Consider the following 13608-nt stretch of genomic DNA (forward strand, 5'->3'; position numbering starts at 1 on the left):
GCGGGGGGTTCACGGGCGGGCGGTTCCGGCTGGAGGCGTCCGCGGACGGTGCCTCGTGCACCCCGACCACGGCCACCGCCGAACTCACCCTGGACATCGCCGACCTGGGCCGGCTGTGGCTCGGCGACGAGTCCGCGGTGCGGCTCGCCGCGCTGGGCCGGGTGCGGGAACAGCGAGCGGGCGCCGCCCGAGTGGCCGACGCCCTGCTGCGTACGTCCAGGCGGCCTTGGTGCCCGGACGTCTTCTGAACCTCCGTTTCGTCGGTGGCGGGACTGCTCGTCCCGGGGACTGCTCATCCGTAGCGAGCTGTGCAGTTGTGGCTGTGCTCATCGATGTTCGGTTGTCGGTGTGAAGTTGTGGCTGTGCTGACCGACCGGGCTCCCGGCTCCCCTCCGGAAGGGAGCCCGGTCAGCCGAACCTGGTCCCTACTGGGCCAGCAGCATGACGAGGATCACCGCGCCGATGCCGCTGATCATGGTGTTCTTCGCCTTGAGGCCGATGGACAGGGCGAGGAAGGCGATGATGCCCATCGGCCCGAACTTCCACTGGACGAGCTGCTCGAATCCGATGGCGAGTGCGGCGACGGCGAGATAGATCAGCGGCATGCCGTCCTCCTTCGGGGACGATGGTCGACAGAACCGACTCTGGTGGCCAACCCCTCAGGAAGTTTGACCATGTTGCCTAAGTTGGCGACCAACTTCACTGTACTTATGTCCACTTGGAAGCGTCTCATAACCATCTACCTTTGAACTGCCACAAGATGGCGGGAAGTTGTAGTGTTTTGGTTGTGGACCCGGAACACGCCTCCGTCAATGGACGGAAGAGGACACAGCGGCCACAGAAAACACACCTAGAGGTGGCCGACGAGCTGCGCACCCGGATCAGGTCAGGCGTGCTGCGAGCGGGCCAGCGCATGCCCACGCAGGCCAAGCTGGCCGACGAGTTCGGCGTCGAGCGCGGTGCCGTACGGCAGGCGCTGCGCATCCTGCAGTCGGAGCATCTGCTCACCAACGTCTCCAAGGGCAGCCCCGCCACCGTGGCCCCGATACAGGGTCCGGCGGCCGGCCTGGTCCCGGCCGGCCCCGGCGCCCCGCCGATGCCGACCACCGCGGCCCTCGCGCCGCGCATAGCCGCCGCGTTCGCCGAACCCCACGTCGAGGTCGACGCCCTGTGCCTCACCTCGGTCTCCCTCACCCTCGCCATCGGCGAACCGCTGCGCCGTATCCACGCCGGGGAGCTGAAACCGGCCAAGGTCGACGTGCGCGTCCTGCTGCCGTCCCGGGACATCGACCTGGCCTTCCCGACCCCGGTGGACGCCCCGGACGAGCAGGGCCGGCTGCAACGGCGCTGGCTGGCCCATCGCAACGCGCAGGGCCAGGTGCTGCGGCACAACCTGCTGGCGCTGCGCTCCTCGCACGGCATCGACGTGAACGTGACGTTCCGCGCCCTGCCCTTCACACCGCCGGTGAAGCTCTACCTCCTCAACGGCGTGGAGGCGCTCTTCGCGTACTACACGGTCACGCGGCGCGAGGAGGAGGTCGATCACGAGCAGCTGGAGATGTACGACGCCGAGGGCACCCGCTCGATGCTGTTCGCCTTCGAGCAGGGTGCCGGGCTGCGTGACACGACGTTCGTGGAGCAGTCACACATCTGGTTCAACGCGCTGTGGGAGACGATCAGTTCGGAGCTGGTGCTCTGGTCATAGCGCGGGGCGCGTGACCAGGGCGGCGAGCACCACGGCCCCGATGGAGCTGAGGGCCGGGCTTCTGGCCTTGAGGCCGATGGTGAGGAGCAGCAGGCCGATGATGCCCATCGGGCCGTACTTCCACTGGACGAGCTGTTCGAAGCCGAGGACGAAGACGGCGGAGACGAAGGCGATGGCAGGCACGGTCGTTCCCCCTTCGGGCTGCCGGACGGGACGGGCGTTGGAGCTTCGGGGGTTGGGCGACAAGAAGGCAAAAGTTCTGCCAACTTGATCGAGTTGGTTGCCAACTCTAATAAGGTTGTCCCCGCTTGGTGCCTAGTCATAAACAACTTCGGGACAACTCCCCGAAGATGGATGGAAGTTGTAGCGTTTGGTCGTGACTCAGGAGAGCGTGACAGTGAACGGCAGCAGGAGACCCTCGTCCCAGGAGATCGCCGACATCCTGCGGGAACGTATCCGCACCGGCGAGCTCAGGGCCGGGGACCGCCTGCCCACCCAGGCCGAGCTCGCCGAGGAGTTCGGTGTGGAGCGCGGTGCCGTGCGCCAGGCCCTGCGCGCGCTCCAGAGCGACGGGCTCCTGAGCAATGTAAGCAAGGGCAGCCCGCCGCGCATCGCCGAGTCGACGCCGGCCCGGCCGGAGCCCCAGCCGACGATGGTGGCGCTGGCCCCGAGGCTGGCCGAGGCGTTCGCCGCCCCGCGGGTGCGGATCGACGCGGTCTGTCTCACCGCCCAGACCCTGATGCTGGCCCTGAGCGAGCCCCTGCGCCTGATCCACGAGGGCCGGCTGCGCCCCGAGTCGATCGAGGCCCGGATCCTGCTGCCGTCCCGGGAGATCAACCTCGCCTTCCCCATCTCGGTCGAGGGCCACGGAGACGACGACCCGGTCCACCAGGACTGGCTGGCCCGGCGCAACGCCCAGGGGCAGGTCCTGCGGCACAACCTCCAGACCCTGCGCTACTCGCACGGCATCGACGTCCACGTCGCCTTCCGCGCCCTGCCCTTCACACCGCCGGTGAAGCTGTACCTCCTCAACGGCGTCGAGGCGCTGTTCTCGTACTACATGATCGGCCGGCGCGAGGGACCCTCGGAGTCCGGGCCGGCGGACGTGTACGACGTGCTGAGCGCCGAGTCCCTCCTCTTCTCCTTCGACGAGGTGGCCGGCCGCAGTGACGGCGTGTTCGTGACGGAGTCCCAGAAGTGGTTCGACGCCCTGTGGGACACCATCACCACCGACCTGAACCTCAATTGACGCTTCACACCGGGACACAGGGGGAATGGAGTGACTACCTCCGCCAACTTGGTCGGCTTGGCGCCAACTTCGGTGAGTTGTAGCGTTTGGTCGTGACTCAGGAGAACGTGGCTGTGAACGGCAGGAGACTCTCGCCCCAGGAGATCGCCGACATCCTCCGGGAACGGATCCGCGTCGGAGACCTCAAGGCGGGCGACCGCCTGCCCACCCAGGCCGAGCTGGCCGAGGAGTTCGGCGTCGAGCGGGGCGCCGTACGCCAGGCCCTGCGCGCGCTCCAGGAGGCCGGGCTCCTCTCCAACGTCAGCAAGGGCAGCCCGCCCCGTGTCGCCCAACAGGCCTCCGGCCAGGGCGCCCCCCAGCCGACGATGGTCGGTCTGGCCCCACGGCTGACGGAGGCGTTCGCCGCCCCGCGCGTCTGTGTGCAGGTCGTCTGCCACACGTCGGAGACCTTGATGCTGGCCCTGGGCGAGCCCCTGCGGATGATCCACGAGGGCACGATCCGCCCCGAGTCGATCGACGTGCGCGTCCTGCTCCCGTCCCGGGACATCCATCTCGCCTTCCCGGTACTGGTCGAGGGCCGGGGCGAGGACGACCCGGTCCACCAGCGGTGGCTGGGCATGCGCAACTCGCAGGCGCAGGTGCTGCGCCACAGCCTCCAGGCCTTCCGCGCCACCCACGGCATCGACGTCAACGTCACCTTCCGCGCCCTGCCGTTCACGCCACCCGTCAAGCTCTATCTGCTCAACGGCGAGGAGGCCCTGATCGGCTACTACGTCCTCACCGAACGGCAGGAGGAGTACGAGAGCCGAACCCTGGAGATGTACGACGCCCTCGGCTCCCAGTCCCTGCTCTTCTCCTTCGCCAAGCAGGCCGGCGGGCGTGACGCCGCGTTCGTGGAGGAATCACAGAAGTGGTACGACGCCCTCTGGGAAACCATCACCACTGACCTGACACTCTCCTAGTGACTTCTGATACGAAGCAGACTGAACCGGTGACCGCGCAGCGGGAGCGGGTGCGGGAGCTGATCGAGCAGGCCCGAGTGGTGCTCTGGGACTTCGACGGGCCGATCTGCAGGCTGTTCGCCGGGCACTCGGCGGAACGGGTCGCGGCCGAACTGATGGAGTGGCTCGAAGGGCGAGGGCTGCACGGCCTGCTGGCGGAGGACGAACGGCGTACCGCGGACCCGCACGCGGTACTGCGCGCCGTCGACCGCCGGCACCCCGACAGCGATCTGGTGGCGGAGCTGGAGGAACGTCTCACCCAGGCGGAGCTGCGGGCCGTCCCCTCCGCCTGGCCCACCGCGTACGCGGACCCGCTCATACGCACCTGGACCGCGGTGGGCGCGCGGCTGGCCATCGCGACCAACAACTCCCCGAGGGTGGTTCACTCGTACCTGGCCGATCGCCGGCTGGTCGACTGCTTCGCGCCGCACGTCTACGGCCGCACCCAGGAACTCCGGCACCTCAAGCCCAACCCCCACTACCTCAACCGCGCCCTGACCGCGATGGGCGCCGCCCCCTCCCAGGCCCTCTTCATCGGCGACACCCCCACGGACTGCCAGGCCGCCCAGGAGGCCGGAGTCATGTTCCTCGGCTACGCGCGTAACGAACGCAAGGGCAAACTGTTGCTGGACGCGGGGGCGACGGACATCGTGGGCTCGCTGGAGCCGTTGCTGAACACGCTGAGGACGGCCAGGAGGTGACCGCAGGGTGGGAGGCTCAGCGGGTCTCCGGGGAACTCCGTGCCAGGATGGCCGACGGCACGTACCCGCTTCGGTCCACCCTTCCCTCACAGCGGGATCTCGCGACGGAGTTCGGTGTCTCCCGCGACACCGTCCAGCGGGCGCTGCGGGAGCTGGTCGACGAGGGCTGGATCGCATCGCGGCAAGGCAGCGGTTCCCGGGTGATCAAGACCCAGCGCATCCACTCCTCGGCGGCCAAGGCCACCCGGTTGCGCCGCGGCGCGACCCTGGGCCCGTTCATCAGCGAGGCCTTCGAGCAGCCCGAAGTGACCCTGGACGTCTACACGTTGACCTCCGAGTCCCTGGATGTCCACATCCGCCTCCAGGTGGAGCGGATCCGCGCCGGCTCCATCACCCCACAGCGCATCGCCCTGCGCATGCTCCTGCCGGACGAAAGCCTGGTCATGCCGTACCCGCGCGCCAGGGACGACAAGGACGACCCCCGTCTGCGCGATCGGCTGCGCGACATCAGCAGGCGGCACACGGAGTCGATACAGACGGTGCTCAAGGACCTGGCGACCGAGGAACTCGTCCGGTCCGTCGACGTGGAGGTCCGGCATACGCCGTTGACGCCGACCTTCAAGCTCTATCTGCTCAATGGTGTCGAGGCCCTGCACGGCATGTACGAGGTGATCGAACGCCCCATGACGTTGGAGACCGGCGAAGTGATCAACGCACTGGACGTCCTGGGCCTTGGTGCCACCCTGACCCACCACGTGAAGGACGGGGCTCCGGACTCGGCCGGCTCCGTGTTCGTGGAGAGCATGCGGACGTGGTTCGACTCGGTCTGGAACCTGTTCTCCGCATAGCGGCCAGGAACGGCTAGCGGCCGCCGCCTCGCGGCTCGCGCGGTACCCAGCGCGGGTCGGCGATGATGGGGTTCTCGGGCTTGATGTACTCCAGCGTCTCCCAGAGGTTCCGGTGCCACTCCATGTGGTGCTCCGCTATCTCCTGGGTGTCGCGTGAGCTGGACCGGATGTCCCAGCCGAGGACACGAGCCCTGCCGTATCTGGGTCCGAAGCCCTCGGTGTCCAGGATGTGGAGGTCGTTTCCGCGCCAGCTCTTGGTGCGCTCGTTGATTCCGTACGGCTGCTGGAACACCTTCTCCTGGTTGAAGATGTACAGCTTCCGCTCCGGGATCTGCGGCGACTCCCGTACCTCGCAGGTGATGGTGATGCGGGGGTTGCGTTCGCGTACCCGGTCCAGCAGGCCTTTGAGGTCGTCCCAGTTGGGCTTGGTGTAGTCGTCACGCATGCGTTCGCGGTTCTCGACGGAGTCGGTGAAGTACAGCGTTCCGACGGGATGGCCGGCACCGGCGGGTGCGGCTTCCAGCTTCCCCGGGAGGCTCATCGGACGGTTGAGGTGGGCGACGATGATGCGCAGGGTCAGCTCCTGGGTGTGCACCTCCTCGTCGGCCAGCCGTTGGAGGGAGGGGCGCAGCAGGGTGAGCAGCGTCTCCATGGTGAATCCGGAGAAGTCGATGCGGACGTGCCGGGCGTCGAAGGTCTTGCGCATCGGGTCGAAGAGATCGTGCCAGGTGGCCATGACGTAGACGCCGTCGGCTCCCGGCCGGGAGCCGGAGTCGCTGATGGCGTCGAAGAGGATGAGGGCGATCAGAGCGGCGAAGGAACCGCCGAGAAATCCCTGGCCCTTGAGGAAGTTTCCCAGCGGATCGATGACCTCGGCCGCGATGGCGAGGGCGGCCACGGACGCCAGGATCACCTTGACGATCCGGGGCTTCCACGCACTCAGCGAGTTCCGGACCAGAGCGAGTCCGGTCGGGTTGCCGTCGCCAGGACCGCGAGAAGACACCCTCTACCCCCTGTGTGCCGCGGACCGGTGCGGCAACGATGCCTGTCGATCTCCGAGCCATCCATGATGCCCCGGCCAACTCGGCAGCACCAGAAGGTCAGTTCGGCTTCCGCATCGCCTCTGCCGCGCTGATGAGGGGTTCGTGCGAGGACACGACAGCGTGAGCGCCGCGCTCCAGCATCCGCGCCGCTCGTACCGGGGACTGCGTGTACCCGATGAAACGTGTCCTCGCGGCCAGGGCGGCCTCCAGATCGGTGAGTTGGTCGCCGATCAGGACACACTCGGAGGGCGGCGGTCCGCCCAGGGACTCCAGTGCCCGCTCGACGGACCTGGGGTGGGGCTTCATGTGGTGGAGATCGTGCGGGTCGCGTCCGATGACGTCCTGGAACTGCTCCAGCAGGTCCCAGCGCTCCAGGTACGCCCTGATCGGTTCCGCGGCGTTGTTGCTGACGATCACGAGGGGAATCTCCGCCCAGCGCAGTGCGTTGACGAGCTTTTCGACGCCCGGTGCCGGGTGGGCCAGGAGGACGGCTTTGGCCTCGTACTCGGTCACGGTTTCCTCCGCCGCTCTGAGTGCCTCGCGGCTGCGGGGATCGGGATCCGTGGGGTCGTACATGTCCTGGAGAAGCAGCAGGATGCCGTGAGAGTCGTGGCAGTCCTCGACTTTCTGGTCCAGGTCGCGTCCCCAAATCGAGCGGACCTTCTCTTTGATCTCACTGGCGACAGGCGCGGTCGAGACATTGCCGAAGAGATCGCAGACGGGCCCGTCGAAGTCGAGGAGCACGGCTTCCACTCCCTCGAGAAGTCCGAGCTGATCTTCCCGTGCGTCGAGTGCGCCGCCCATGGGCCTCCTCCCGGTCACCCGGTTCAGTGTGGACGATGGCGGCTCGGTCGGCCAGCACCGCAGGTCATGGCACACAAGTCGGGTATGGGCGTATCCGTCGTCGCACGTGCGCGCGGTCGCCGGCCGGGCGAGAGGGGACCGCTCGAAATCGTCGTCGGACGTGTCGTGGGCTTCTTGCGCGCTGTCCGACGGTGGGGGAGTACTGTGCTGCCACTCCTGCGCCCCTCGTCAAGGGCCCAAAGCGAGAGAAACGGGCCATGCCACCCGAACCACCTTCCGATGCTCGGCTGCACGCGGTCGAGATGAGTGGAGACCCCGGTGCGGTCGAGGGACCACTTCGGGGCTATCACCATGAGACGTATGTGATTTCGCTGCCCCCGCGACCGGGGCGGTTGGATCCGGGGCGATGGAAGTGCAGGGAACCGCGGAGCAATCTCTTCTGGTTCGACCGGCGGTGCTTCGCTTCGGAGGAGCAGCTGCTGACCGCTCTGCGCGGACGCGTCAGCCGCATCCCGGACGTCATCGATGTCAACGGTTGCGGTCTGCAGCGCTTCATCGAGGGGGGCACGCTCGGTTCGGTCCATGGGTCAGGGCAGGGTGTCCCGGACGCCGTGTTCGGGCAGATCGTCGATCTCTTCGGCCAGTTGGCGGACGTGGACGCCGACGACCTCGCGGTGGACCGGCGGTGCGACGCCGCCGACCGGCCGACGGACGGTGACACCAACGGCTTCCTGGAGCGGCTCGTCCACTTCACCGAAGAGCGCGTCTACGTGGCGAACCTGAAGGAGTTCGAGGAGCTCTTCACCGCGCTCGGAGTGGAGGCCGACGCGTTCAAGCAGCTGCGCAAGCATGTGGCCGGTCTCCAGGAACGGCCCTTCTGCCTGCTGCACGCCGATCTGCACCGGGAGAACTTCATCATCGATCCCGACCGCAGGCTCTGGACGATCGACTGGGAGCTGGCCATGGTCGGCGATCCCCTGTACGACCTGGCCACGCATCTGTATCTGATGCGGTACCCGGAGCGGCAGGCACGCCGGATGGCGAAGCAGTGGCGTGCGACCGTCGAGGAGGTCCGCCCCGGCAGCGCGAAGGGCATGGAGGAGGACCTGGACCGGCTCATCGCCTACAAGAGGGCCCAGTCCGTGTTCACCGACGTCATCCGCGTGGCCCTGGAACTGGGTTCGGAGCCGGACCCTCACTGGACGCGGCTGGTCCGCTCGGGACTGAAGCTGCGGCAGATCCTCCAGGACGCCGCGGGCCCCCTGGGCCTGGACCAGGTCCCGAGCCCGCGTCGGATCATGGCGGTGCTCACGCGCTGGTGCCGTGCCCGGGAGCAGGAGTCCGGGCTGAATTAGGCTCAGCCGCATGAACGAGACGGGCACCCGCGAGATCGGCCTGCGCGAGCGGAAGCGGCAGCGGATGTACCGGACCGTTTCCGACACCGCCATCCGCCTCTTCCTGGAGCGGGGCTTCGACGCCGTCTCCGTGGCCGATGTCGCCGCCGCGGCGGAGATCTCCAAGCCGACGCTGTTCCGGTACTTCCCGACGAAGGAGGATCTCGTCCTGTACCGGTTCGCCGATCACGAGGACGAGGCCGCGCGGGTCGTGCGGGAGGGGCCGTCGCCGGTCGAGGCGCTGCGGCGGCACTGCCTCGACGGGCTGGAGCGGTGCGACCCGATCACCGGGCTCAACGACCATCCCGAGGTGCTCGCCTACCAGTCGTTGCTGTACGGCACTCCCGCGCTGGTCGCCCGTATGTACGGCTATCTGGAGCGTTCGGAGGCGGCGCTCGCCGAGGCGCTCGGGGGAGGGCTGGACGCGCGGCTGGCCGCGGGGCAGATCGTGGCGGTGCAGCGGATCCTCGCGCAGGAGAACTGGCGGCGGATCGCGGCGGGGGAGCGGGCCGCCGACGTACGGGGGGACGCCGTGGCGGCCGCCGAGCGGGCGTTCGCCGTGCTGGAGGCGGGGCTGCCGGGACTGGTCGCCCACTGAACTGAGGCTGAGTAAAAGATTTAACTCGGTCACGTTATTTGGGTACGCTCCGTGGAATGACGTCACCCGACCCTGCCCTCCACCAGCACCCCCGGAACAGCCTCCGCCACGCCCTCGACCAGGAACGCGCCCACCACGACCGCTGCCGCACCGCCCTCGCCGCCATGGTCGACGGTGCCGACGAGCAGGTCGTCATCGGCGAGAACGCCTCCGCCTCCGGTGCCGACGCCGAGGTCCTCGGCTACCAGCTGCGCAGCCAGGCCAAGGCGATGCACGAGCTGCCCGAGGGGCCGCTGTTCTTCGGGCGGCTGGACTTCAGCGGCGAAGAGCGGCAGCCGCTGCACATCGGGCGGCTGCGGATCAGCGAGCACCCCGCCGAGCCGCCCCTCGTCGTCGACTGGCGCGCACCCGTCTCCCGCGCCTTCTACCAGGCCGGCGCCCGCGACCCGCAGGGCGTCGCCGTGCGCCGCCGCTTCGGCTGGGCGCCGGGCAGCCGCGGGGACTCCGCCGATCTCACCGGCCTGGAGGACGAGCACCTCCACCGGGGTGAATCGCGGGCCAGCGAACTCGTCGCCCGGGAGATCGAACGGCCCCGCGTCGGACCCATGCGGGACATCGCGGCCACCATCCAGCCCGAGCAGGACGATCTCGTACGAGGCGACCTCACCCTCTCCGTCTGCGTCCAGGGCGCCCCCGGCACCGGCAAGACCGCCGTCGGCCTGCACCGCGCCGCATACCTCCTCTACACCCATCCGCAGCGCATCCGCCGCGGCGGCCTGCTGATCCTCGGCCCCAACCGGACCTTCCTCTCCTACATCTCCGAGGTGCTGCCCGCCCTCGGCGAGACCGGCGTACGGCAGTCCACGCTGCGGGACGAGATCGCCCGGCATCCGGTCAAGGGGGTCGACGACGAGAAGGCTGCCGTCGTCAAGCACGACGCCCGGATGGCCGAGGTGCTGCGGCGCGCCCTGTACGCGCGCGTGGGCGGCGGCGAGGGGATCGGTCCGCTGGCCGTGCCCGAGGGGTCGTACCGGTGGCGGGTGGCGGAGGGCGAGCTGGTGCGGATCGTGGCGGGGGTGCGGGCCGAGGCGCCGCCGTACGCGGTGGGGCGGGAGCGGGTGCGGACGCGGATCGTGCGGCGGATCCTGGAGCAGGCCGAGCGGCGCGGCGGACCGCCGGGTGCCGCGTGGCTGAAGAAGATCTCGCGGGCGCGGGCGGTCGGGGAGTACGTCGACGCGGTGTGGCCGCGGGTTCGGCCGGAGGAGGTCGTGTCCCGACTGCTCATGGATCCGGACGCGTTGGCGCAGGCCGCCGACGGGTTGCTGGACGCCGACGAGCAGAAGGCGCTGCTGTGGGCGAGGCCGCCGCGGTCGTGGAAGTCGGCCCGCTGGTCGGCCGCCGATCTCGTGCTGCTCGACGAGGTGGCGGGGCTCATCGAGCATCCGCGGCAGTACGGCCATGTCGTCGTCGACGAGGCGCAGGACCTGTCGCCGATGGAGTGCCGGGCGATTGCGCGCCGGGCCGCCTTCGGGTCGGTGACCGTGCTCGGGGACCTGGCACAGGGCACGACCCCGTGGGCGGCGCGGTCGTGGCCGACGGTGCTGGCGCAGCTGGGGAAGCCGGACGCGGTGGTCGTATCGCTCACCACCGGGTTCCGGGTGCCCCGGGCGGTGCTGGCGCTGGCCAACCGGCTGCTGGAGCGGCTGGACGTGGCGGTGCCGGCGGCCCGTTCGCTGCGAGGCGACGGGGAGCTGCGGTTCCGGGCGGCCGACGGGGATCTGCCGGGGGCGGTCGTGGGTGCCGTACGGGACGCGCTGGGCCGGGAGGGGTCCGTCGGGGTGGTCGCGGCGGACGGGGACGTGGACCGGGTGCGGGAGGCGCTGCGGGCCGCCGGGATCGAGGCGGGCGGCGCGGACGAGCTGGGGGCGCGGGTGGCCGTCGTACCGGCGAGTGTGGTGAAAGGGCTGGAGTACGACCATGTCGTGGCCGTGGAGCCGGCGGCGATCGTGGCGGCGGAGGAGCGGGGGCTGCACCGGCTGTATGTGGTGGTGACGCGGGCGGTGGCGGGTCTTGAGGTGGTGCACGGGAGGCCGTTGCCGTGGTGAGGCCACGCGGGGCCACGGCCTCCCGTGCGCGGGTCACACCGCGTCGAGGAGCGGGATCAACTGCTCCTCCTCGTACGTCAGATGCGCCTCCAGCGCCGCGGTGAGCCGCTCCACCTCGGTGCGGGCGGCGGCCGGGTCCGCGTCCTCGGCGGACACCACGCGCCGAAGGTCCTCGACGAGCCCGGCGATCCGCTCGTGCTCCTCGCCCAGCCGGGTCAGCGCGGGCGCGAACTCGGGGTGGCGGTCGGCCAGGACCGGGAACATGCCCATGTCCTCGCCGGTGTGGTGGTTGTGCAGGCCCGCGCAGAAGGTCAGACAGTTGACGCGCAGCTGGGCGCCGAGGGCCGTACCGCCGCCCTTGCTCATCTCCTCGCGGATCAGGGCGAGTTCACGGCGGAAGGCGTCGTGGACGACCTTGATGGCCTCGCCCATGGAGGAGGCGTTGATGTTCGGGGGCCCGCCCTGGGCGATCTCGTACAGGGCGACCACGGGAATCACCCGGTCCGTCTTCTCCTGGTACGCCGCCCAGCCCGGATCCGCCTCCACGGCCCGCGCGAAGGCCCGGTCCCGCTCCTCGCCTTCCAGGACGACGGCCCGCGCCTCGTAGGTGAACGCGCCGCTCTCGATGGTGACCCGGGGGTTGGCGAGGAGGTTGTGGAACCACGCGGGATGCTTGGGGGCGCCGGCGGCCGAGGCGATGACCAGGACGCGGTCGCCGCCGTCGGGGAGGTAGCCGACGGGGGTGGTGTGCGGGCGGCCGGTGCGGGCGCCGGTGGTGGTGAGCAGAAGGAGCCGGGCGCCCTCGAAGTAGCCGCCGACGCGGCCCTTGTGGGCGCGGAACTCCTCGATGACCTGCTGGTTGAAATCGTGGGGCATTCTCTCTCTTTCTCTGTCGCTGGATGTCCGTACGGAGGGCACGGAAGGGGAAGGCGAAGAGAAAAGAGAGGCGGACTCCTGGCCCGCCGCCACAGCCTCACTCAGAGGCCGGGCAACACCCAACTCGCTCACGGCACATGGCCGACCCGGCAGTCATGGACCAAGACGGTACCGTCCGTCCCATGACGACCGCCACGCAATTCCAGCAGATCCCCACGACGACGCTCGCCGACCTGCTGGGCCGCGCGCAGGTCATGGACGTCGGCATCCGCCCGCTGTGGGACCCCGTCCCGCGCGTCGCCGGCCCGGCGTACACGGTGTCGTGCCCGCCCGGCGACAACCTGATGCTGCACGCCGCCATCCACCGGGCGCCGGCCGGCTCGGTCGTCGTCGTGGAGTCCGGGGACCTCAACCATGCCCTGGCCGGCGGAAACGTCTGCGCCGTCGCCCAGCGCCGCGGAATCGCCGCGTTCGTCGCCGACGGCGTGATCCGGGACCTGGCCGAGGTGCGGGAGGCGCGCTTCCCGGTCTTCGCGCGGGGTGTGATCCCGATCCCGGGCACCAAGGCGGCCGTACGGCCGTTGAACGAGCGGGTGAGCTGCGGAGGTGTTGCGGTCGACGCCGGGGACGTGGTGGTGGCCGACGAGGAGGGCGTCGTGGTCGTCCCCGCGGCCCGCCGGGAGGAGATCCTCGCGGCGGCCCGCGCCAAGCTGGCCAAGGAAGCGGACGAGTCCCTCGACGACTGGGAGGCGGCGCACCGGGCCCGTATCGACAAGATCCTTACGGAGGGCGGGTTCGAGGGTTGAGTTCACAGCAGCCGGGTCATTCAGGGGCTTCGGGTCCTTCGGTGCCGTCGGTCTCGTCGTCGGTGCTCGTGTTCCTGGACGTCGACGGAACGCTGATCCCGTTCGGTGCGGACCGCCCGTACCCGGTGTACGAGCCGGTCCACCCGCTCCCCGCGACGGCCGACCACCCCCTGCTCTCCCGTGTCGACCCCGCCCTCGGCGACCGCCTGGCCGGGCTCGCCGCGCTCGGCTGTGAGCTGGCGTGGGCCACGACCTGGCTGGACGACGCCAACACCTGCCTCGCACCCTGGCTCGGGCTGCCCCCGCTGCCGGTGGTGGAGTGGCCGGACGAGGGCGACGAACCCCGGCTCGGGCCGCACGGACTGCACTGGAAGACGCGGCCGCTGGTGGCGCGGGCCGCGGGGCGCCCGTTCGTCTGGGTCGACGACGAGATCACCGACGCCGACCGGGCCTGGGTGGCCGGCCACCACCCCGCCCC

At 69.8% G+C, this 13608-nt stretch carries 16 protein-coding genes; 11 read left to right on the forward strand and 5 right to left on the reverse strand.

The window, feature by feature from the left end:
• The coding region (locus L0P92_RS34160; protein ID WP_234766933.1) for a sterol carrier protein domain-containing protein at positions 1 to 248 on the forward strand (248 nt) is incomplete at its 5' end.
• Positions 249 to 425: 177 nt separating this feature from the next.
• Here the strand turns inward: L0P92_RS34160 and L0P92_RS34165 are convergent.
• A complete protein-coding gene (locus L0P92_RS34165) occupies positions 426 to 605 on the reverse strand; it encodes a hypothetical protein (RefSeq protein WP_234766934.1) in 180 nt (59 codons plus the stop codon).
• A 155-nt stretch (positions 606 to 760) separates the two neighbouring features.
• Between L0P92_RS34165 and L0P92_RS34170 the strand changes: the two genes are divergently transcribed.
• Positions 761 to 1705, forward strand: coding sequence for a winged helix-turn-helix domain-containing protein (locus L0P92_RS34170; protein WP_372497375.1), 945 nt, complete (start codon positions 761 to 763; stop codon positions 1703 to 1705).
• On the opposite strand, the gene L0P92_RS34175 is transcribed toward L0P92_RS34170, so the two are convergent.
• A complete protein-coding gene (locus L0P92_RS34175) occupies positions 1700 to 1888 on the reverse strand; it encodes a hypothetical protein (RefSeq protein ID WP_234766936.1) in 189 nt (62 codons plus the stop codon). The genes L0P92_RS34170 and L0P92_RS34175 overlap by 6 nt on opposite strands.
• A 187-nt stretch (positions 1889 to 2075) precedes the next feature.
• Here L0P92_RS34175 and L0P92_RS34180 point away from each other — a divergent pair, with 187 nt between their 5' ends.
• The 4 genes from L0P92_RS34180 (at position 2076) to L0P92_RS34195 (ending at position 5504) form a co-directional block, all read left to right on the forward strand.
• Complete coding sequence (locus tag L0P92_RS34180) at positions 2076 to 2954, forward strand: winged helix-turn-helix domain-containing protein (RefSeq protein WP_234766937.1); 879 nt, start codon at positions 2076 to 2078, stop codon at positions 2952 to 2954.
• An 86-nt stretch (positions 2955 to 3040) separates the two neighbouring features.
• Complete coding sequence (locus L0P92_RS34185) at positions 3041 to 3916, forward strand: winged helix-turn-helix domain-containing protein (RefSeq protein WP_234766938.1); 876 nt, start codon at positions 3041 to 3043, stop codon at positions 3914 to 3916.
• Positions 3916 to 4656, forward strand: coding sequence for an HAD family hydrolase (locus L0P92_RS34190; RefSeq protein WP_372497377.1), 741 nt, complete (start codon positions 3916 to 3918; stop codon positions 4654 to 4656). The genes L0P92_RS34185 and L0P92_RS34190 overlap by 1 nt, the downstream gene beginning before the upstream one ends.
• Positions 4653 to 5504, forward strand: a complete 852-nt coding sequence (locus L0P92_RS34195) for a winged helix-turn-helix domain-containing protein (protein ID WP_234766940.1) — start codon at positions 4653 to 4655, stop codon at positions 5502 to 5504. Before L0P92_RS34190 ends, L0P92_RS34195 begins: the two co-directional genes overlap by 4 nt.
• 13 nt (positions 5505 to 5517) lie before the next feature.
• On the opposite strand, the gene L0P92_RS34200 is transcribed toward L0P92_RS34195, so the two are convergent.
• Complete coding sequence (locus tag L0P92_RS34200) at positions 5518 to 6507, reverse strand: hypothetical protein (protein ID WP_234766941.1); 990 nt, start codon at positions 6505 to 6507, stop codon at positions 5518 to 5520.
• Between the two features lie 97 nt (positions 6508 to 6604).
• Positions 6605 to 7351 (reverse strand): HAD family hydrolase, encoded by a 747-nt coding sequence (locus L0P92_RS34205; RefSeq protein WP_234766942.1) that lies wholly within the window; start codon positions 7349 to 7351, stop codon positions 6605 to 6607.
• A gap of 362 nt (positions 7352 to 7713) precedes the next feature.
• Here L0P92_RS34205 and L0P92_RS34210 point away from each other — a divergent pair, with 362 nt between their 5' ends.
• Genes L0P92_RS34210 through L0P92_RS34220 form a run of 3 tightly spaced genes read left to right on the forward strand, consistent with a single transcriptional unit; the run spans position 7714 to position 11448 of the window.
• The gene (locus L0P92_RS34210) at positions 7714 to 8706 is read left to right on the forward strand and encodes a phosphotransferase family protein (RefSeq protein WP_308289786.1); all 993 of its coding nucleotides are present in this window, start codon (positions 7714 to 7716) and stop codon (positions 8704 to 8706) included.
• Positions 8707 to 8716: 10 nt separating this feature from the next.
• Complete coding sequence (locus tag L0P92_RS34215) at positions 8717 to 9343, forward strand: TetR/AcrR family transcriptional regulator (protein ID WP_234766944.1); 627 nt, start codon at positions 8717 to 8719, stop codon at positions 9341 to 9343.
• 56 nt (positions 9344 to 9399) lie between these two features.
• On the forward strand, positions 9400 to 11448 hold the full coding sequence (locus tag L0P92_RS34220) for a HelD family protein (protein ID WP_234766945.1): 2049 nt from the start codon (positions 9400 to 9402) through the stop codon (positions 11446 to 11448).
• 33 nt (positions 11449 to 11481) lie between these two features.
• Here the strand turns inward: L0P92_RS34220 and L0P92_RS34225 are convergent, their stop codons facing one another.
• Complete coding sequence (locus L0P92_RS34225) at positions 11482 to 12324, reverse strand: nitroreductase/quinone reductase family protein (protein ID WP_234766946.1); 843 nt, start codon at positions 12322 to 12324, stop codon at positions 11482 to 11484.
• Between the two features lie 182 nt (positions 12325 to 12506).
• Between L0P92_RS34225 and L0P92_RS34230 the strand changes: the two genes are divergently transcribed.
• Both L0P92_RS34230 and L0P92_RS34235 read left to right on the forward strand, forming a co-directional pair.
• The gene (locus L0P92_RS34230) at positions 12507 to 13130 is read left to right on the forward strand and encodes an RraA family protein (RefSeq protein WP_234766947.1); all 624 of its coding nucleotides are present in this window, start codon (positions 12507 to 12509) and stop codon (positions 13128 to 13130) included.
• Between the two features lie 62 nt (positions 13131 to 13192).
• On the forward strand, positions 13193 to 13608 hold a 416-nt coding region (locus tag L0P92_RS34235; protein WP_234766948.1), incomplete at its 3' end, for an HAD domain-containing protein.

The organism is Streptomyces muensis, from assembly GCF_021474425.1.
Classification (GTDB): domain Bacteria; phylum Actinomycetota; class Actinomycetes; order Streptomycetales; family Streptomycetaceae; genus Streptomyces; species Streptomyces muensis.

Bases quoted from the DNA above. Each gene is read 5' to 3' on its own strand.
- L0P92_RS34230 (WP_234766947.1), top strand. From the start codon at position 12,507: ATGACGACCGCCACGCAATTCCAGCAGATCCCCACGACGACGCTCGCC.
- L0P92_RS34220 (WP_234766945.1), top strand. From the start codon at position 9,400: ATGACGTCACCCGACCCTGCCCTCCACCAGCACCCCCGGAACAGCCTC.
- L0P92_RS34225 (WP_234766946.1), bottom strand. From the start codon at position 12,324: ATGCCCCACGATTTCAACCAGCAGGTCATCGAGGAGTTCCGCGCCCAC.
- L0P92_RS34215 (WP_234766944.1), top strand. From the start codon at position 8,717: ATGAACGAGACGGGCACCCGCGAGATCGGCCTGCGCGAGCGGAAGCGG.
- L0P92_RS34170 (WP_372497375.1), top strand. From the start codon at position 761: ATGGCGGGAAGTTGTAGTGTTTTGGTTGTGGACCCGGAACACGCCTCC.
- L0P92_RS34165 (WP_234766934.1), bottom strand. From the start codon at position 605: ATGCCGCTGATCTATCTCGCCGTCGCCGCACTCGCCATCGGATTCGAG.
- L0P92_RS34205 (WP_234766942.1), bottom strand. From the start codon at position 7,351: ATGGGCGGCGCACTCGACGCACGGGAAGATCAGCTCGGACTTCTCGAG.